The following is a 20,192-nucleotide window of genomic DNA, read 5'->3' on the forward strand; positions in this document are numbered from 1 at the left end:
TGGTTTATTTCCAAAAATTACACATTGAATGAAAGTATTGCTTGTTGAGGATGAACCCGGACTGGTATCGGTAATTGTGCGCGGCTTAACTGGTGCAGGCATGGAAGTAAGCGTTGCTGCCGACGGCACAATGGGCCTGGAAATGGCGCTGAACCATCAGTTTGATATTATTATACTGGATATTATGCTGTCTGGAATGAACGGTATACAGGTTTGTAAAGAAATTCGTAAACAGAACGATGTGGTTGCCATACTAATGCTTACTGCCCTTTCAAGCACCGAAAATATTGTGACCGGCCTAAACAGCGGCGCAGACGATTACCTGGCCAAGCCCTTTAAATTTGCCGAACTGGAGGCCCGCATCCGTACACTGGTACGCCGCAGCAAGGCAGGCAGCAAGCCAAAAAGTATCATCAGCATTGCCGGACTTGAAGTTGATACGTTATCTAAAACCGCTAAACGTAACGGCAAAACAATCGCGCTTACTGCTACCGAGTATCATCTTTTAGAGTACTTTGTAAAGAACCAGAACATGGTATTGTCCCGCATACAAATATTGGAGAACGTGTGGGACATTGACTTTAATATGGGTACCAACGTGGTTGATGTATATGTAAATTATCTGCGTAAAAAAATTGATAACGGTTACGATGCCAAGCTGATACACACGGTTTTTGGCATGGGCTATATTTTTAAGGAAGACACTGTGGATGAAACTTCAAACTAAGATCACCTTACTTTTCTTTATTATATCAACTATTGGACTGGTGTTGCTCAACGCGTCCATCTTTTATTTTGTATCTGAATTTAATTTCGAAGATTTTTTTAAACGACTGGAAGCCCGTGTAAACCTGGCTGCGGAGATAAACATTAACCCCGATAAAGAATCTGCCGCCTATAAGCAAGTGCGTACCCGCTACATCGAAAAACTGGAGAACGAGAAGGAGTACATTATTAAGCTTGATACTACCAAACATCCAACATATACCAAAATCGTAAACCTGCCTGAAGAGTTTTACCAAAACCTACTCGAAAATAAAAAGGCCCGCTATATTCACCATAATCATTTTTATGTAGGTGGGGTGTTCAACACGAATGGGGCTAAGTATATTGTTATAGTAACCGCTACTGATCCTTATGGCTTTAAGGAACTTGACCAGCTGAAAAAGGTGCTGGTTATCATCTTCATCATATCAATTATACTTACTTATGTGGCCGGTACTATATTTTCTTACTACACAGTACAACCCGTTAGGGGCATTATAAAAAGCGTTAAAAATATTACAGCCAATAACCTGCACCTGCGGCTGGATGAAGTACGTGGGAAAGATGAGATTGCCGAATTGGTGCTCACCTTTAATAACATGCTTACCCGGTTAGAGACCGCATTTGAAACACAAAACAACTTTGTAAGTAATGCATCACACGAGTTGCGTACTCCGCTCACCATTATTACCAGCGAAACGGAGCTGCTGTTAAAAGGCAATAAAGTACCCGATGACGCAAAATCATCAGTGAAAATTATACTGGCCGAGGCAGAAAAGCTGGGGCATATCTTAGCCAGCTTACTTGGGCTTGCCCAAACCGGCTTTGATGGTAAAAAGCAAAACTGGCACAAAATAAGAATTGACGAACTGGTGATGGTTGTTGTAGATTCTGTTAAAAGGATAGACAGGGAAAGTGTAATTGATATAGATTTTTCGACCCTGCCGGATAACGAAGCATTGTTATATACCGAGGGTAATAGTAACCTGCTGCAATTGGCTATAAGTAATATTGTGCTGAATGCCTGCAAATACTCTGATAACCGCCCGGTTAAAATACAGCTGTATACAGATAATGGCCGCATCATTATTAAAGTTACCGATACCGGCATAGGCATCCCCGAAGAAGAACAACCGCACATTTTTGAACCTTTCTTCAGGGCATCAAACACAGGTAAATTTCAGGGGCACGGCATTGGGCTGCCACTTACCCTCAACATCATCCGCCTGCATAAGGGTACTATCGGTATCCGTAGCCAGGAGCAGGTAGGTACCGAGATCCAAATCCTGCTGCCTGTAGCGCAGTAATTCCATTTCCTGCATTTTAGGCGTTGTGTTTCTAATCAGTTTCTAATAAGTTGGGTTAAGCTTCTTAATTATTATCGACGTAAATAACAAAACGTGCTGATATTTAGTGAATTAACTTCTGATAAATAAGTTAAACTCTAATCAAATTCTAACATGTGTCTTAATTGGTTTTAATGAGTGTGATGTTGTTTTGTGTAAGTAAACAATTAAGCATTAAAACTAAAACAGAACACTTATGAAAACCATTTTAATCCCTACCGACTATCAGCCAGCATCATTAGATTGCATCCATGCCGTTTGCGGCCATCTTAAAAACGAGGAACTAAACCTTATTTTCATTCACGTATTTAAACTGTCTGATTCTATAACCGACCTGTTGATGCTGAGCAAACGCAGTCGCGAATACGAAAAAGTAAGCGACGAATTTTATGAACGCTGCAACCTGTTACGCATGCAGTATCCACGCATAAAAAATGTAAGGATAGAATTTTTATACGGCAGCACGCTAAGCATGTTTAAGAATTTTTTAGAAAATAATGAGGTAGACGGAGTAGTGTATACCGAAGGCTGTACTTACGAGCAGATACACCGCTCAAGCATTGACCCATCCGTACTGGTAAAAAAATGCGGACTGCCTGTTATTAGCGCCAATACTAAAACCTATGCAAGGGTAAGGCAGCCAGAACTTGCAGCTGTTTATCAAGAGGAATTATTAACCGAGGTTTAAATAATTCAACAATCTATCCTATGTTACTAAAAGAGAATATACCTGTTAAATATATCTTCGGGAAAATAAAGAAGGAAGTGGCCATGGTGGCTGTTTATGCCATACTCATAGCCGTTATTTATAACAACTTTCACTTCACCCGCATCTCTATCCCTATTGCCGTGCCGACTATTTTGGGTACCGTAATATCATTGTTGCTGGCCTTTAAATCAAACCAGGCGTATGATCGCTGGTGGGAAGCCCGTACAATATGGGGGGCCATTGTGAATGATACGCGTACATTAACCCGGCAGTTATTAACTTTTGTTGATACCCCTTACGGCGAAGCCGAGCAAAAGGCTTTTTGCGAACGTGTAGCTAAAAGGCAAATTGCCTGGTGTTATAGTTTAAGCCGCCATTTGCGTAAGCAAGACCCGTTGTTTGATCTGGAAAGGCTAATTAGTGCCGAGGATATGGAGCATATCAAAAAGTACGACAACATTCCTTTGGGCTTGCTTGAACTGCAGGGCGCCGACCTGCGTAATGCCTTTAAGCTGGGTTGGATAAACGAGTTTCAGCAAATACAGATTGATGAAACGCTGGTACGCTTCTCTAACGAGATGGGTGGCTGCGAGCGCATTAAGAACACTATTTTCCCGGCTACCTACAGTGTATATATACACTTTTCGGTATTGCTGTTCATTCTGCTGTTGCCGTTTGGTTTGATAGAGTTTTTTGGCCTGGTAGAGATCCCGCTGGTTATCGCGATAGCTTCATCATTCTTCCTGATAGAGAACATGTCTATCCATCTGCAGGATCCGTTTGAGAATAAGCCTACCGATACGCCAACTACTACCATCTCGCGCAACATTGAGCGCGATATTAAACAAATGCTAAAAGAGAACTTTAAGCATGATGAAGCACAGGTTGGTGCATCATACAATAAATCAAAGGTATTTTATATCCTGTAAAGATTATAACTGTTGGTGTTTTCTGAGAGCCGCTTTCTTAGTTGAAAGTGGCTTTTTTGTGTTTAAAAAGTTACGGTAACGTTTTCGTAGATTTTTATGGAACGATTTGGGAATACGCGGTTTAAATGGGTAATATCGCATGATCAATTAGTACTAAAAGTAATTCATTTACCGGAATACAACCAATTATGACCTGTAGGTTAGATAATACTTTGCGGTTTTAATAGCTGATCAGAACCAATTTATAATAAACCATGGAACAAAAATCTATAGGTAATTACCGCTGGACCATTTGCGGGTTGATGTTTTTTGCAACAACCATCAACTATATGGACCGCCAGGTGATAGCCCTGTTAAAGCCTTATCTAACTACCGAATTTAAATGGAACTCCGGCGATTACGCCAATATTGAGATAGCGTTTAAAATAGCTTATGCATTGGGTATGCTGGGTGTAGGCAGGGTAATTGATAAACTGGGCACCAAAATTGGCTATGGAATTTTTGCCGGTTTATGGAGCATAGCCGCAGTATTGCATGCCGCGGTAACCAGCACCTTAGGGTTTATCTTTGCGCGTACCTTTTTAGGTATTACCGAGGCGGGTAACTTCCCGGCGGCTATTAAAACCACTGCCGAATGGTTCCCAAGAAAAGAACGTGCATTTGCTACCGGTATATTTAATTCCGGCTCAAATATCGGGGCTATTGTAGCGCCCTTATCCGTACCGTTTATTGCCGAAACTTACGGCTGGCAGGTAGCATTTATTATTACCGGCGCTTTAGGGTTTGTGTGGCTGGTGCTTTGGTTTATGATCTATCAGCCGCCTGCAAAGCACAAAAGATTATCTAAAGAAGAATTTGATTACATCCATAGTGATCTTGACGACCAGGCCGCTGTAGCTGTAGGTACAATTGAGCCGCGTATAACATGGCGCCAGTTGTTGGCCTACAAACAAACCTGGGCATTTGTAATAGGCAAGTTTTTAACAGACCCAATATGGTGGTTCTACCTGTTTTGGCTGCCCGATTTTTTGAACAAACAATATGGCTTAGGCCCTACACAGGTAGCTTTCCCTGTGGCACTGGTATATGTAATGTCGAGCTTTGGAAGCGTTGGCGGTGGCTGGTTGCCATTAAGGCTGATAAAAGGCGGCTGGCCGGTGTTTAGGGCCCGCAAAACATCAATGCTGATATATGCGCTGTTAATATTACCCATAGTACTAACTCAATTTTTGGGCAGTATTAACATGTGGTATGCTGTATTAATGATAGGTTTGGCAGCCGCGGCCCACCAGGCCTGGAGCGCTAATATATTCACAACCGTATCTGATGTATTCCCTAAAAAAGCAGTAGCATCTGTTACCGGCATTGGCGGCATGGCGGGCGGTATCGGCGGGATATTATTATCAGCACTGGTACAAAAAGGGATGTTTGTGTACTATGAAAAACTAAACCAGTTGCCAAAGGCCTACTACATAATGTTTATTATTTGCGCGCTGGCATATATTATTTCTTGGGTAGCAATGTTTTCGCTGGTAAGATCAAGCAAGAGTATAAAATTGTAAATAATCTTAAGGCCTTAGTAGCCCGGCTCCTGCCGGGCTACCATTATTATGCGCCGTGCGGGCCGCAGTGGTAGGTAATTAAATTTAAGAAGCGGCCGGAGGCCTTATAATAACCATCACTCGGCAGGAGCCGAGCGATTAGAAGTTTTTAACAGAAAAGAAGTTTACACCACTTCAATCACTACTGTTGCATTGTTATTAGTAATGCAAAGCGGGATAGCCTCCAGTCCCGGTACAAAATTGAAGATCCTTCTTTTGGTGGTTGTAGGCAGCAGTTCAATCTTTCTATCAGAAGATACTCTAATTGTCGACTTTGCCCTTTGAACCTGCAGCAGCTTATCTGTTAATGTGTATTTTTCTGTAGATGCCGATACCACCGGGAAAATGATCTTCACCTGCCCATCGTGCTCACTTTTATCAAAGCTATATTGGATGCTTACTTTATTATCGGCAAAGCGATAAATTATCCGGCAATTGATGTCGCCGCCATCCGGACTCTTTTGATCTTTATCAACCAGTTTTGAACGTGTTTTAATAATAACCTCGTTATTAGTACTTTCAGTTACCATTTGTGCGGTGAGATCACAGATATTCATGTACATCTCATCATCCAGCTTTAACTCAATGCGAGGTGTTAACGGTATACTCAGCGGGTCGGTATCCGGTTGCATATTGTCCGCCTCAAAAAGCTGATACCGGTTCATGCTGCCGCTTAAGATAGGCCCTGTTTTTGGATGCCAAAGCATGGTTAGTGCACCACCGGTAGCGTGGCCCATTTTGGTTTGCTTGTACTCTCTGTCGTATCCGGTAACGGTGGCTTTAAAATGGCCTTTAGCTATTAAATGAGTTTGTATATCAGCTGAGAATTTGCTTCCGTACACCCGTTCGCGTGGCAGTAATACCGTAGTGGAAACAGGTTTTGGTCTTTTACCTTTATAATCTAAAATTGTTGTTAGTGCTTTAATATGCGAGAAGGTATGATGCACACAAGGCGTTATTCCATGCGATATATAATGCGGCCCGCCATACAGCAAACCATTTTTAGTGCAGCTTTGCAAAAGCTGGGTGTTCTTTAAAGCCACTTTGTAAAAACGCGGGTCGCGATCTGCCAATAGGGTGTAGGCGGCCTGGCAGCCATCTGTTGTACGGCTGCCCCAGTATGTCCATTTAAAATTACGGGTGCCCCAACTGTTATCCCAGGCCCCATCAGGCAGCATAAATTCCATGTGGGTTCTCATAGACCGGGTTACCATATCCAATACTTCATTATCCTTTGTATAAAGGCCATAAAGCACCAGGGAGGGCAGGCTTTCCTCAACATTATACCCCAGATCAACCGAGAAACAACCCTTTGGGCTAGGCTTATCATATGGCCCGCCTTCACCTTGTAAAAAGGTATCCTTTGCAGTCATAAACCGTAACGCGGCGTGCGCAAACTCGCGGCCTTTGGTCACAAACTTGGGTACATTCAACAAAGTACCTATTAATGATAACGCGTATGATGCTGTTACCGGATAATTAATGTTGCCATAATCAACAGAGAAATTGCTGTAAATGTATTCGCCGGCCTTTATTAAACGCTGGCTCAATTCATTTTTGAATTTGCTGTCGAGCAGGTGGCCATAGTTTTTCAATGTTTCGGCTAAAGCAATTGACGAGAATACAGTTGTACCCTTCCATGAACCCTTTACCGGCTCGTTCAGCCATGATCCATCCGGCTGACTAACCCTGCTATCCATCCATCTGTAAAGCAGCATAGCCGAGTCAATGTACCTGCTGTCTTTGGTTTTATCCGCAAGGTAAAAGAATGGATAAATGGCATCGCCAATTCGGCCATGAACAGTTTTATTGGCCGGGCAGTAAATGCCGCCATAATTTAAGGTATCCGCTTTGTTAGTGATCTGCAGATCAATCAATGCCTTACCCCACTGTTTCAAAAGGCTTTCGCTTAATATGTACAGATCGGCCGGTGGCTGGATGATACCTAAAGCAAAACTATCCGCAAAAGGGGCCGCGCTTAATATTCCGGCAGTACCCAACGCGGTTGTTTTAATGAAATCTCTTCTTGATGACATATGGCTACCGGATAACAACCGGCTTGTGTTTAGCCAGACGGTCTTTTCTTAACAAAGCTTCGAGGTAGTAATAATCGGCATAAATAATGGGTACATCTATTTCGCTTTTTGCAGGCTTGTGGCCGGTACTGTGCAATAATAAAAAGCCATGATTTTCGCCAATTTTTGATTGGTAACCGTTTCCCAGGCTCTTAATTATTTTATCTGCCGTAGCTTTATAGTTTTTAGCATTTGCCGGGCTGTAAGTGCTCAGCTCATATAAAGCCGAAGCCATAATAGCCGCAGCCGAAGCATCACGCGGAACGTTGGGGATAGCGGTATCGTCAAAATCCCAGTAAGGCACCAGGTCGGCAGGCATATTAGGGTTACTGAATATAAATTTAGCTATCTTTTGCGCCTGTTCCAGGTAGGCTTTGTTCTTGGTTTCGCGGTAACAAAGGGTATAACCGTACAGTCCCCATGCCTGCCCACGCGCCCATGCCGAATTATCTGCAAAGCCCTGGTGGGTTTGTTTATGCAAGATCTGCCCGTTTGCAGGATCATAATCTATAACGTGGTAAGAGCTGTAATCTTCCCTGAAGTGATTTTTCATGGTAGTATTGGCATGCGCCACGGCAATTTTATAAAAGCTGGAATCGCCGGTTAGATGGGTGGCCTCAAAAAGCAGTTCAAGGTTCATCATATTATCAATAATTACCGGGAATTTCCAGCCATTACGGCTATTCCATGATTGTATAGAACCCACAACCGGGTTAAACCGTTTTGATAATGTTTTAGCACCTTCAATCACTACATCCTTATAATGCGGGTCGCGGGTAAGGCGATAAGCATTGCCCGCACTGTTGTATATTTTAAAACCAACATCATGTGATGTAGCATCATCCTTCTCTTTTTCAATATTGGCAGTAAAGGCTTTGGCTGGCTGCAACCATTTAGCATCTTTTGTGTACTCATACAAAAACCATAATTCGCCGGGAAAGAAACCGCTGCACCAATCCTTTGAATTGATCATGCCCAGGCTGCCATCTGGTTTAGTATTTCGTGGCGACACCAATGCCGGGTTGGCAGCCGCCAGTTTTGCAGAATCAACTTCTTTCAGCAACACTGTAGTTTGCTTGCCGGCAAAACTGAATGCCTTTGCAACATCACCCTGGGCAAAAACAGGAACTAATAAAAAGTTTAAGGATACGGACAGCAACAGGGTTTTGTAATTCATAAAAATGATAAGTGTTGATTAATGGATATTTAGGGGCCGGCAATTAGTTTACTTTAATTTTGATAACCAGTTTTTTCACAACATCAAAGCCTTCAACCTTAATATTGGGGCGATGTACATCCACAGGGAAAAATAAAAAGAATGTGCCCGGCGACGCGATGTAATATTCGCCTTCCGCGGTATAGTTAGCAGCTTCCCGGGCTTCGGTATAAGGTTTGGTAACAGTGGCTTTATCAATTTGCACCACCCCAATCTTTTCCTTTCCCTTTATAATGTATTGCAGATCGATATATTTACGGTGCGATTCCCAGCCTGCTTTATCAAGCTCTCTTGATGGGGCTTCGGTTATGATCGCGAAAACATTTTCACCATCAATAGGGTATCTGCCGGGGGCAATAGTATCCAGGTGGGTATTACTTAAATAAGTAAACACCTTATCCCACATCGCTTTATCGGTATGGTACTGTTTGGCAAATTCAATGTTGTTGGTAGACTCATGCGGGTTCAACGTGGTTCCATTGCGCCAGTCGCCTTTTTTAATCCATTGCTGTGCCAGCTTACTGTTCCATTCGGTTGTTGTTTGTGCCATAGCACTGCCACTGATAAATGCGGTCATGGTTATTAAAATAATAAATTTTAAGTTTTTCATTTGGTTTACAAGCTTTTAACCATACTGCTATTGGGGTATTGGTATGGTGTATAATTGGTTTACAATTCAATATTACAAGTTAAAGCTTACATAAACCCTGTTGTAATTATTAATATTTGCGAAAACGTTTTAGTTAAATATCGCTTTATTATAAAGCCGGGCCGGGCTTAACAGACTAATCACCTTCTACAACGTTTGCGTAGAAATATGTGTTTACCGGCTCTGTAATTATAGGCGATAATTGTAAAATTGTTGCTTGCCCGTTAACCAACATAAAGCAGAACATCTTGAAAATTTTACACAGCGTACACCCCAACGACTTTAAGACCTACCAAACCGAATTGGTAAGAGAACGTTTCCTGTTAAGCGGATTAGTTAAACCCGATGAGCTTAACTGCGTTTACACCCATTACGATCGTATGATTGTAGGCGCGGTGCAGCCGGTAAGCAAAACTATTGAACTTGAAAATTATAGTAACCTGCGTGCCGATTTCTTTTTACAACGACGCGAGATAGGTATTATTAACGTAGCCGCCGACGGCGAAATTATTGCCGATGGTATTACATATGCGGTTAATAAAATGGATTGCCTGTACCTGGGCAAAGGAGTTAAAAGCGTGAGCTTTAGCAGTAAGAATGGCGCCCAACCGGCGGTTTTTTACCTGTTATCGTGCCCGGCACATACGGAATATCCTACCAGGTTAATGACTAATGACGAAGCCGTTAAAGTTAACGCCGGTGATGGTTTAAATGCCAATGAACGGGTGATAAACAAGTATATTCATGCTGATGGGATACAAAGTTGCCAGTTGGTAGTTGGGTTAACCATACTGGCACCGGGCAGCGTATGGAACACCATGCCATCGCACGTGCATGACAGGCGTATGGAAGCATATTTTTACTTTGACCTGGCAGCCGGGCAAAAAATATTCCATTATATGGGTGAAGCCGATGCCACAAGGCATATATTAGTTGACAATTACGAGGCAGTAGTGTCGCCGCCATGGAGTATCCACTCGGGGAGTGGAACATCAAATTATAGCTTCATATGGGGTATGGCGGGCGAAAATCTCGACTACTCTGATATGGATGCCATCGCGATAAAAGATATTAGATAGAAATAAAAAGCACATAAAGTGGAAAACCAGTTCTCATTAGCCGGAAAAGTAATAGTAGTAACCGGCGGCACCGGTATTTTAGGTAATTCGTTCATTAACGGTATTGTTGCAGCAGGTGGCGCGGTAGGGATACTGGGCCGTAACCAACAGGTAGCCGAAGAGCGCGCTGATGCCATCAATAAAAACGGCGGTAAGGCTATTGCATTAATAGCCGACGCCATGAACGTTGAACAACTGACCGCGGCGCGCGAAAAAATAATGGCTGCTTTTGGCCGTATTGACGGATTGGTAAATGCCGCAGGCGGTAACGGTCCGCAAGGCGTTTTACAGCCCGAGGAAGATGTGTTTAACATGAATCTTGAAGGCATGAAACAGATAATGGACCTTAACACCTGGGGTACACTGATACCAACGCAGGTATTTGGTGCAGCCATTGCTAAAACGGGTAAAGGGAGCATTGTTAATATATCGTCCATGAATTCTAAACGGGCCATTACTAAAGTATTGGGTTACAACATGGGTAAAGCGGCTGTTGATTGTTATAACCAATGGTTTGCGGTTGAAGTAGCTAACCGTTACGGCGACGCTATTAGGGTGAATGCCCTTGCACCGGGCTTTTTCCTTACCGAGCAAAACCGTAACCTGCTTACCAAACCCGATGGCGGTTACACACCACGCGGCGAATTGGTTATTAAACAAACCCCATTTAAACGTTTTGGTAACCCCGATGAACTGATAGGCGCGCTGGTATGGCTGTTAAGCGATGCATCCGCCTTTGTAACCGGCTCTATGATCTGTGTTGATGGCGGGTTCTCCATTTTTGGTGGAGTATAAGCTTAAGCAATATAAGATACACCTTGCCGTCGCCCGGCTCTAACCGAGCGACTAATGAATACTACTTCCTACCCCTCTTTGCGCAGCAGAGGTGGGGGCGGGCGAAGCGATGACCATATAAGTCAAGCTTTACTACTTCATTTTTAACCTTTACGGCCAATACCGCCAAAATTTATGTAATTTTAATCTTTAAAAAATAGCTGATACAGAATAATTTTTAAAGATAGGTGGGCGTATATGAATTTTAATGCTATTACCATTAGTGACATTGCGAGAGCGTTAAATCTTTCAGCATCAACAGTATCAAAGGCACTTAGCGATAGTTACGAGATAAGCGAGAAAACTAAAAAGCGGGTTGTTGATTATGCGCGCGAAAACAACTATCGACCCAACCCAATGGCCCAAAGCCTTAAAAAGGGTAAAAGCAAATCAATAGGTATTGTAGTATCAACTATTGATAACCAGTTTTTTTCGCAGGTTATTAACGGCATTGAGTCGGTTGCTTATCAGGAGGGTTACAATGTTATTATTACCCAAACCCACGAGTCGTATGAGCTGGAAGTATTGAACGTAAACCACTTAACCCATCGCTCAATTGATGGCTTGCTTATTTCCCTTTCAACCGAAACCCAAAATGTAGAACATTTGCAAAAACTGCAAAACCAGGGTTTACCCATTGTGTTTTTTGATCGCGTGAGTGATACAATTAATACCCACAAGGTAATTGCCGATAATTTTAAAGGCGCCTATGAAGCCACCACGCACCTGATAGATTCGGGCTATAAGAACATAGCGCATATTACCAGTCCGGCGCATACCTCTATAGCCCGCGAACGTTTGTCGGGTTATAAAAAAGCGCTTACCGATAAAGGAATAGCTATAGACGAACAATACATTAAATATTGCAGGTACGGCGGCAAGGATATTACCGAAACCGAAAGGGCCCTTGATGAACTGCTGGCCCTGCCACAAAAGCCACAGGCCATCTTTACCGCGTCAGACAGGATAACCACCACTGTGCTTGGCCTGCTGCATAAATTAAAACTGAGTATCCCTGATGAGATAGCTTTGGTAGGCTTTTCCAATACCGCTTTAGCCGCCCTGCTGAACCCGGCCTTAAGTTCGGTTTACCAGCCCGCGTTTGAAATAGGCAAAAAAGCAACTGAAATGCTCCTGAGCCTGATAAGAAGCAAATACCCGGTTACCGAGTTTGAAGAAATAGTATTGCCAACAGAATTGTTTATCAGGAAATCGTCTATAAAGGTTTAAAAGCCTCAACCCAACCCTCTCCAAAGGAGAGGGAGATTAGAAGTATATGGAAGTCCTCTCCTTTGGAGAGGATTTAGGTGAGGCTCGAAAACGATTTCGTAAATAAACATATTTAAGCCTTAAAAGCCCGTTTAAACTGAATATTTTTGAATTGTGCAGATGACGCAAAAGGTATTCAATTATAAACCCTGCATATGATTTTAACATCAACCCAAATGATAAACAAATATTTTATTTGTAGCCTACTTATGCTGTTATGCGCATCTGCCGCTTCGGCCCAAACCGTTACGCTCGATTATTATTTTAATCACGAAGTGCGCAAAACAAACTCAGGTGCAGTGCAGCGCTTTCATTATATGTGGGAAGAAAAAGCCAATACCGGCTTTTATATTTGGGGCGATATTTTTACAAAGAACGGCGCTAAGCTGGATACGTTAGATAAAGCGCCAACCGTGCAGAATTTAGCAAAATCCGACATTTATATTATTGTAGACCCTGATAGTAAAAAGGAAAGCCCAACCCCGAATTTTATTGAAAAGAAGGATGTGGAGCAGATTGCCGACTGGGTAAAAAAAGGTGGTGTTTTAGTGCTGATGGCTAACGATAGCGCCAATGTAGAGCTGAACCATTTTAATGATTTGGCCCAGCAATTTGGTTTGCATTTTAATAACGATATGCAAAACCACGTGATAGATGACAAACATTTTGATGATGGCGCGATTGCTCCCGGCGATAACCCAATATTTAAAACCGCGAAAAAACTTTTCCTGAAAGATGTATGCGGTATTAGCTACCAGGGTAAAAATGTAACGCCAATTTTGAAGGCCAAGACTGGTACGGCTATAACCGTAGTTACTAAGTATGGCAAGGGAACCGTATTTGCCGTAGGCGACCCATGGTTATATAACGAGTACGTAAATGGCCGCCTGCCTGCCGACTTTGACAATGACAAGGCCGCTAATGACCTAACCGTTTGGCTGTTGCAGCAAGTCCGTTCAAAAAAACAACAGCGCTAAATGTTTAAAAAATATAGCTTACTGGTAACTGCGGCTTTGATATACGCTGCTACATGCCCGGCGCAAGTTAAACCTGCCGATAATTTTATACTGCTTAACGGCAACACGCTTGCGGCATATAAACAACAGTATAAAGCCGGCGATGACTGCATTACCAAACAGGTTAAAGCGCTGTTGAAGCAAGCCGATACTTTGCTGAAAGCAGAGAACTGCTCGATAACCTTTAAAAAGGAAAAACTACCACCAACCGGCAATAAGCACGACTATATGAGCCTTGCGCCTTACTGGTGGCCTGATACAACCAAGGCAGATGGCAAGCCCTACATCCGCAGGGATGGCCGTATTAACCCGGAGAAATACCTGCTGCATGACCGCGACCAGATAGGCCGCATTGAAGACGAGGTACGCAAGTTAGGTGCTGCTTATTACTTTACAGGCACCGAAGCATATGCGCAAAAAGCGGTTACTATGCTAAAGGTTTTCTTTTTAGATGCCGATACCAAAATGAACCCTAACCTTAACTATGCCCAATACATTCCCGGTATAAACGATGGCCGGGGGATTGGTATAATAGAAACTGCCGGACTCATTAACATACCCGATGCAATGGCTTTTTTACAAGGGAGCAAAAGCTTAAATGCCGATGTGAACAATGGTATTAAAAAGTGGTTTAAAGATTACCTTACCTGGCTGCAAACCAATAAAAATGGCGTGGCCGAAAGTAAGGAGAAAAATAATCACGGAACCATCTATGATCTGCAGGTAATTGATTTCGCGATGTATTTGGGCGACGATGCGCTTGCAAAAAGCATCCTCCAAAAACAAACCACACCCCGGATGGAGGTTCAATTTACCGCCGACGGAAAGCAGCCTTTAGAACTGGCCCGTACCAAATCATGGGGGTACAGCAACATGAACTTATTAGCCTGGTGCCGGTTGGCAGTTTTGGCTAAAAAACAAAATATCGACCTTTGGCAATACCAAACCAAAAGCGGTAAGGGCATTCAAAAATGTATTAACTGGCTAATGCCTTTCGCCTTAAAACAACAGGAGTGGACTTACGAGCAGATAGAAAAAATTGGCTACAATGATTTTAACGCCATTGTTGACCTATCAAAAGACCAATACAAATTTACAGGCGATATGGTAAAGCAATGCCCCGGCTTGTTGCATTAAACACTTTTATACTTATTTTTAAACCGATTTTAATTCTCTGCTATGAATAATAAGCTTCCCGTTTACAATATGATACAAACAATGCGCTGGTATGGCCCTAATGACCCGGTTAGTTTGGCAGATATTCGCCAGGCGGGTTGCACAGGCATTGTATCGGCACTGCATCATATCCCTAACGGGGAAGTTTGGGAAGTGGCCGAAGTAAAAAAGCGTCAGGATATGGTGAGCCAAGCAGGTATGGTTTGGAACGTGGTAGAAAGCCTGCCCGTTAACGAATCTATCAAAACCCAAACGGGGAATTATAAGCAACATTTAGAGAATTATAAGATCAGTCTGCGTAACCTGGCAGCCTGCGGCATTAAAATAGTTACCTATAACTTTATGCCCGTGCTGGACTGGACCCGTACCGATCTTGCTTATGAAGTAGCCGACGGCTCTAAAGCACTGTTGTTTGAAAAGGCTGCTTTTATAGTGTTCGACTTGTATATATTGAAGCGCAAGGGTGCGGAGAAAGACTATACCAATGAGCAAATTGCGCTGGCGAAGAGTCGCTTCGATGCCATGACCGATGCGGATAAATTATTATTGCAACGCAACATTATAGCCGGTTTGCCGGGCAGCGAAGAAAGTTTTACCATAGAGCAGTTCCAGCAGGCGTTAGATACTTATGAAGGTATTGATGCAGTGCGGCTCCGGGCTAATTTAATAGCGTTTTTGCAGGAAATAATACCTGTTGCCGATGAATTGGGCGTTAATATGGTGATCCACCCGGATGACCCGCCGTATGATATTTTAGGTTTACCGCGTGTAGTAAGTACCGCCACCGATATACAGGCGCTGGTTGATGCCGTGCCTTCGGTTAATAACGGGTTATGCTTTTGCACAGGTTCTTTTGGTGTGAGGGCAGATAATGATTTGCCTGCAATGGTAAAGCAGTTTGCAGACCGTATTAACTTTCTCCACCTGCGCAGCACCCGCCGTAATGAACTGGGCGACTTTTACGAAGACAACCACTTAGAGGGCGATGTAGATATGTACGGCGTTGTAAAAGAAGTTGTACTGGCAATGCAAAGCCGCGGTGTAAACATCCCAATGCGGCCAGATCATGGGCACCAGATGCTGGATGACCTGCATAAAAAAACCAATCCGGGTTACTCGGCAATTGGCCGTTTGCGTGGCCTTGCAGAACTGCGCGGACTGGAGATGGGTATTAGCCGGTCGATACTTTAGAGCCGCTTCGGGACAAGAGTTTTTTCCGTTTCTTAACCCTTTTTCCACGGCAGGCGTAATGTCATTATTTAAGGTGTCTCAACCCCAGAGGGGTTAAAGCTTTGTAGAATAAAATCGAAATTATCCGATCCGTGCCGTAGGTACGGAATCTTACGTTGCGTACCTACGGTACGCTAAAAGCGCTATTTATATTTCCTGCAAAGCTTTTACTCTTAACGGAGTATATTACTTTCCTTAAATAATGACATTGACCACAGGTGAAGAGGGGCGTGCACACGAAGTGCCGCGAGGTGAATCAGCCGGTAAGGAAGTCGATTTAATTGAGCCAGATTAGCGGGTGCCTTACAGGCAGGTTCCTGATGATCTCTTCATCCGCAGGGGCGTGTTCCAATGTTTTCCATGCCGATAGCCATTGCTGGTCCTGATAGGCTGCAGCACCAAACACCAATGAGGGTTGTGCTACGGGCCAGCTTTCATAATGCATTACATCATGGGGGTAGGGCCATTTGCTTTTATCTTTTAAGTAAGGATACAAAAATGTTATCCCTTTTTTTATTGATTTGCCATCGGTAGTTTCGTAGTTCCACAGGTTATTTTCGGCAGTACTTAATGTTTGACATATGGTAGCCATAGCATCTAAATTAAAAATAGAATATCCATAAGGCTTGGTGCGTTTCAGTTCTAGTGGGAAACTGCCATCGGCAGCCATTTGAGTAGGCAGCAAAACTTCTTTATAACGATTAGTGCAAAAATCAAGCAGTTGCTTGTTGCCGGTAAATTTGGCAAAACAGGCCACCTGCATTACCCAGCATGTACCATGGTTGTTTTTGGCATTCATCTCATCATTACCATACTGATGGGTGGTAAGCCATGTTAAATATGCACTAACCCAGTTTTTAATGCCTTGCAGCGTTGGTTTATCAACAAGGGGAGAAGCCTGCATACTTTCCAACCCCTGTATCACTTCCATTAATTGAATGGTATCTATAATGCCTATTCCGCGCCCGGTTGCCACGCCTTTTATAGCCTGGGCATACAGCAGGTTAGGGTTCATTAGTGTTTCGGGATCAATGAACCAGGCTTTTAAATGTAGTAGGGCATGCTTCACATATTTTTTGTCATGAGTGATCTGGTACGCCGATGCCAGTGCCCCAATTATCCGGCTAAAGCGGATCATGGCCTGCCTGTGCGCCACAAAATTTTGCGGATTAGTAAGGCCATCCTTTTGAATATAAGGCCCTTCCGGATTGGCGGGGTTGGGCCACCAGTAATCTCCCTCCGAATAAAAATCATGTTTACCGCCTGCACTTCGCGGGCAGCTTTCGGCGGTAACGGTTATCGGTTGCTGGGTTAATGCCCATGCTGCTTCCTTTAAAATATATGGACGTAAAGTTGCGGCTACCTGCTGCTTAACAGGTGGCTCCGCTTTAAAACTGAATTCATTCCGCGGTTTATAAATTCCCTCCCCGGGGAGGGGTGCGTTTGCCTTGTGCAATGGCAGGGAGGGGTTTGTACGTTTTAAAAGTGATCGCCTGTTTACCCCTACCTCCTCCTTCCCCAAGGAAGGAATCGCGCGAGCCCTTTCTTGTAATACTTCCCCGGCATGTATGGTTTTAAAGCCAAACAAAGATACAACAGTCAGTAGCATCAGGATCTTCCTCATGCTGTTACAGCTTTAAAAATACAGTTTCCATTCCCGGTGATTGTACAGCAACTGTGCTGCTGCCTTTATTAGTTTTTAGGCTAATGAGCGCCCTGCCATTATAAGCCTGTACTTTGCGAGATCCATTCGGAGTGCCCAGGTCGTCCAGCAAAATACCATCGCCGCTAAGCGAGAAGTTTACCCAGTTAATGGCATCTAAACATTGTATGCCTTTGCTATCGCGCAGCACAACCTGTACAGTTGCCGTTCCGTTGGCATCTGCTACTTTGGTTAGCTCCATTTTAGCGGGTTTGCCCCATTTTTCGGTTTGATATTCCTGGGTTATCTGGTCGGTAACGGTTGCTTTGCCTTTGCGGGCAATAACCTTTATGTCGTTTTTGCCTTTATTAAAAACCACCATCCAGCGCAAGCCGGCCGCAGGGAAATCCTGACTGTCGCGTTTTTTTACGCCGTAGCTTTTGCCGTTCACAAACAGTTCGGCTTCATCGGCATTTGAGAAAACCTTCACCATTTTCTGCTCGCCCTCATCACCCCAACGAATAGGCCAGGTATGCCCATAGATGTGGGCCATCAGGTTTTTGCTCCAATAAGATTGGAAAACATAGTACGATTCCTTTTTGGTAAAGTCCCTTGCTACAACACCCTTTTGGTTCATGTAAGGCACGGGGTTATCCGGGCGGATAGGAGTTGAGAAATCCTTAAAAACCCAGAACGCCGAACCCGTAAAATTGGCAATGGTTTCCTGCTCCTTCAAGTACCAGTCGAACAGGGTAATGATATAGCTTTCACTCCAATCGCCATCTTTTGATGCACGTGCATTGCCGCCTACTAATGATGCATCGCCAAGGCGTTCATCAACACCAATGCCTGTTTTTATGTTTTGTAAAACCTTGTCGGGGTTTTCAGCGTGCCTGCCCGCGTGGCTATCGCCGCCCCACTCGGCGTGGAACATGTGCGGTACTTTTTGCTGCTCATCCTCTACCGATTTTTTATATTCGGTATACACCCCACGGTACCAGCCCGGCCAAATGGAAGGCGAATAAACATCCACAATGTCCTTACAAAAATCGCAACGCCTTATGGTTGTCTTGCGCGAGGGATCAAGCTTATGCGCCAGATTGTTCTGCTCGGTCATGAATGCTCTTATTTTAGCTTTATCAAACTCCGGGAAATCGCCTTCCCAGTCGTTCTCATTACCTAAGCCCCATAATATAATTGACGGGTGGTTATAATGCTGCTGAATCATGTTGGTGAGCATGTTGCGGGCCTGCGTTTTATAGCCATCTCCGCCCAAGCCGCCACGGCACCAGGGCTCTTCTTCCCAAACAATAATGCCCAGGCTATCGCACAGGTTTAAAATAATACGCGATTGCTGGTAATGACCCAGGCGGATAAAGTTCACGCCCATATCTTTCATCATCTGCATTTCGGTGTGCATCATGGTATCTGTCATGGCTGCGGCAACACCGGCATGGTCTTCATGGCGATGGGTGCCTTGTAAGAACAGGCGCTTGCCATTTAAATAGAACGGCCCCTTATCGGCAAACAAAAAGCTGCGGAAGCCCACCTTTTCGGTTTGGGTGAAAGTTTGACCATTGTTGGTACAGGTAACCTCAATGGTGTACAAATAAGGGTTGGCCGGCGACCATACATGCGGCTTGCTAAATTTTAACTTGCCGATAGAATAGGTATCGCCGGTGGCAACATCATCTAATTTATAAACTCCTTTTGCTACAACTTTGCCTGTGGCATCTTTAACTTTTACCTCGCCGGCAGCACTTTTTAATTGGGTAGGGTTATAAAAACTAAGTTTAGGATCAAGAAAAGCTGTTTTTAGGTTCTCATCAACGCTGGCATTGGCATACAATTTATCAATGCTTAATGCAGGCTGGTAAACCAGGTTCACGTAACGGTAAAGGCCGCCATATACATTAAAATCCGACAGCTGCGATGGGATGGTTTCCAGGTCGCGGGAGTTATCACATCTTATCTCAACAGGGACTTTGCCTTTAAACTGTTTTTTAAAAGCGGGTGTTTTCTTAAAATCTTCAACCGCCTGGGTAATATCGGCAGTCCATTCATCATAGCCTCCTAAATGCGAAGCTACTTTGGTGGTGTAAATATATACATCGGTTTTTTGCCCCGCGCCTTCAAAGTGGAGCAGGGTACGGCCGTTTGCGTAAGGATTTTCAATGTTTAGCGTAGTACGGTACCAGCCCGGCCCCTGGTAGTAATTTACATCAGGGTCTACCGCATCGCGCGAATTAAAGCAGTGGGGTAGGGTAACGCTGGTCCATATGGGTAAACTTTCGGGATTACCCGGGGTTACAGGCCTAACGGCTTCCCAAATACCGCCGATATCCTGCTTTAAAAAATCCCATTTGCTGGTTAAGCGGATCTTTTGCTGCGCGATGCCTTGCTGGCATACGAACGATAAAAATAGGAACAGGTAAAGTATTGATCTTTTCATTTAGGTGTGTAGCTTATAAAGGTAGGGTTTGGCTATAAACAAAATTACCAGCCTTGCTTTATGCAAGATCTGGTAATTTATCTTAAACCAATTTTAACGAACTATTTGCAATAAGGTGTTTTTAGTGTTCAAAGGTTATACGCACTATAACAAGTAAGGTTCAGC

Annotated in this window: 16 protein-coding genes; 11 read left to right on the plus strand and 5 right to left on the minus strand. The window is 43.7% G+C overall.

The genetic code is table 11. The features are described 5' to 3' along the window. Positions 1 to 28 precede the first annotated feature (28 nt). The 5 genes from WC743_RS22300 to WC743_RS22320 all read left to right on the plus strand — a co-directional run bounded on the left by WC743_RS22300 (position 29) and on the right by WC743_RS22320 (position 5,311). A complete protein-coding gene (locus WC743_RS22300; protein WP_373015735.1) occupies positions 29 to 727 on the plus strand; it encodes a response regulator transcription factor in 699 nt (232 codons plus the stop codon). Next, positions 711 to 2,072, plus strand: coding sequence for an ATP-binding protein (locus WC743_RS22305; protein ID WP_373015737.1), 1,362 nt, complete (start codon positions 711 to 713; stop codon positions 2,070 to 2,072). The genes WC743_RS22300 and WC743_RS22305 overlap by 17 nt, the downstream gene beginning before the upstream one ends. Positions 2,073 to 2,307: 235 nt before the next feature. Beyond that, positions 2,308 to 2,799, plus strand: coding sequence for a hypothetical protein (locus tag WC743_RS22310; RefSeq protein ID WP_373015739.1), 492 nt, complete (start codon positions 2,308 to 2,310; stop codon positions 2,797 to 2,799). 20 nt (positions 2,800 to 2,819) lie between these two features. Next, positions 2,820 to 3,749, plus strand: a complete 930-nt coding sequence (locus WC743_RS22315; protein ID WP_373015741.1) for a bestrophin family protein — start codon at positions 2,820 to 2,822, stop codon at positions 3,747 to 3,749. A gap of 254 nt (positions 3,750 to 4,003) precedes the next feature. Then, entirely contained in the window at positions 4,004 to 5,311 is a 1,308-nt protein-coding gene (locus WC743_RS22320; RefSeq protein WP_373015743.1) for an MFS transporter, read from the plus strand. A 164-nt stretch (positions 5,312 to 5,475) separates the two neighbouring features. Here WC743_RS22320 and WC743_RS22325 read toward each other — a convergent pair whose 3' ends face one another. Genes WC743_RS22325 through WC743_RS22335 form a run of 3 tightly spaced genes read right to left on the minus strand, consistent with a single transcriptional unit; the run spans position 5,476 to position 9,251 of the window. After that, positions 5,476 to 7,386, minus strand: coding sequence for a hypothetical protein (locus WC743_RS22325; RefSeq protein ID WP_373015745.1), 1,911 nt, complete (start codon positions 7,384 to 7,386; stop codon positions 5,476 to 5,478). A gap of 4 nt (positions 7,387 to 7,390) precedes the next feature. Next, entirely contained in the window at positions 7,391 to 8,602 is a 1,212-nt protein-coding gene (locus WC743_RS22330) for a glycoside hydrolase family 88 protein (protein ID WP_373015747.1), read from the minus strand. 43 nt (positions 8,603 to 8,645) lie between these two features. Continuing rightward, on the minus strand, positions 8,646 to 9,251 hold the full coding sequence (locus tag WC743_RS22335; RefSeq protein ID WP_373015749.1) for a YhcH/YjgK/YiaL family protein: 606 nt from the start codon (positions 9,249 to 9,251) through the stop codon (positions 8,646 to 8,648). A gap of 287 nt (positions 9,252 to 9,538) precedes the next feature. Between WC743_RS22335 and kduI the strand changes: the two genes are divergently transcribed. The 6 genes from kduI to uxuA all read left to right on the plus strand — a co-directional run bounded on the left by kduI (position 9,539) and on the right by uxuA (position 15,894). After that, positions 9,539 to 10,369 carry a 5-dehydro-4-deoxy-D-glucuronate isomerase gene (gene kduI, locus WC743_RS22340; RefSeq protein WP_373015751.1) on the plus strand — a complete coding sequence of 277 codons (831 nt, stop codon included), beginning with the start codon at positions 9,539 to 9,541 and terminating at the stop codon, positions 10,367 to 10,369. An 18-nt stretch (positions 10,370 to 10,387) separates the two neighbouring features. Further along, complete coding sequence (locus WC743_RS22345; protein ID WP_373015753.1) at positions 10,388 to 11,203, plus strand: SDR family oxidoreductase; 816 nt, start codon at positions 10,388 to 10,390, stop codon at positions 11,201 to 11,203. 237 nt (positions 11,204 to 11,440) lie between these two features. Beyond that, positions 11,441 to 12,472 (plus strand): LacI family DNA-binding transcriptional regulator, encoded by a 1,032-nt coding sequence (locus WC743_RS22350; protein WP_373015755.1) that lies wholly within the window; start codon positions 11,441 to 11,443, stop codon positions 12,470 to 12,472. A 215-nt stretch (positions 12,473 to 12,687) separates the two neighbouring features. Beyond that, positions 12,688 to 13,488, plus strand: coding sequence for a hypothetical protein (locus WC743_RS22355; RefSeq protein ID WP_373015757.1), 801 nt, complete (start codon positions 12,688 to 12,690; stop codon positions 13,486 to 13,488). Then, positions 13,489 to 14,664 (plus strand): alginate lyase family protein, encoded by a 1,176-nt coding sequence (locus WC743_RS22360; RefSeq protein WP_373015758.1) that lies wholly within the window; start codon positions 13,489 to 13,491, stop codon positions 14,662 to 14,664. A gap of 42 nt (positions 14,665 to 14,706) precedes the next feature. Then, entirely contained in the window at positions 14,707 to 15,894 is a 1,188-nt protein-coding gene (gene uxuA, locus WC743_RS22365) for a mannonate dehydratase (RefSeq protein WP_373015760.1), read from the plus strand. Between the two features lie 316 nt (positions 15,895 to 16,210). Here uxuA and WC743_RS22370 read toward each other — a convergent pair whose 3' ends face one another. Beyond that, positions 16,211 to 17,557: an alginate lyase family protein gene (locus WC743_RS22370; RefSeq protein WP_373015762.1), complete on the minus strand. Its 1,347-nt coding sequence runs from the start codon at positions 17,555 to 17,557 to the stop codon at positions 16,211 to 16,213. A 4-nt stretch (positions 17,558 to 17,561) separates the two neighbouring features. Beyond that, positions 17,562 to 20,027: a glycoside hydrolase family 2 TIM barrel-domain containing protein gene (locus WC743_RS22375; protein ID WP_373015764.1), complete on the minus strand. Its 2,466-nt coding sequence runs from the start codon at positions 20,025 to 20,027 to the stop codon at positions 17,562 to 17,564. Between the last annotated feature and the right edge of the window lie 165 nt (positions 20,028 to 20,192).

It is taken from the genome of Mucilaginibacter sp., from assembly GCF_041660805.1.
Lineage (GTDB): Bacteria > Bacteroidota > Bacteroidia > Sphingobacteriales > Sphingobacteriaceae > Mucilaginibacter.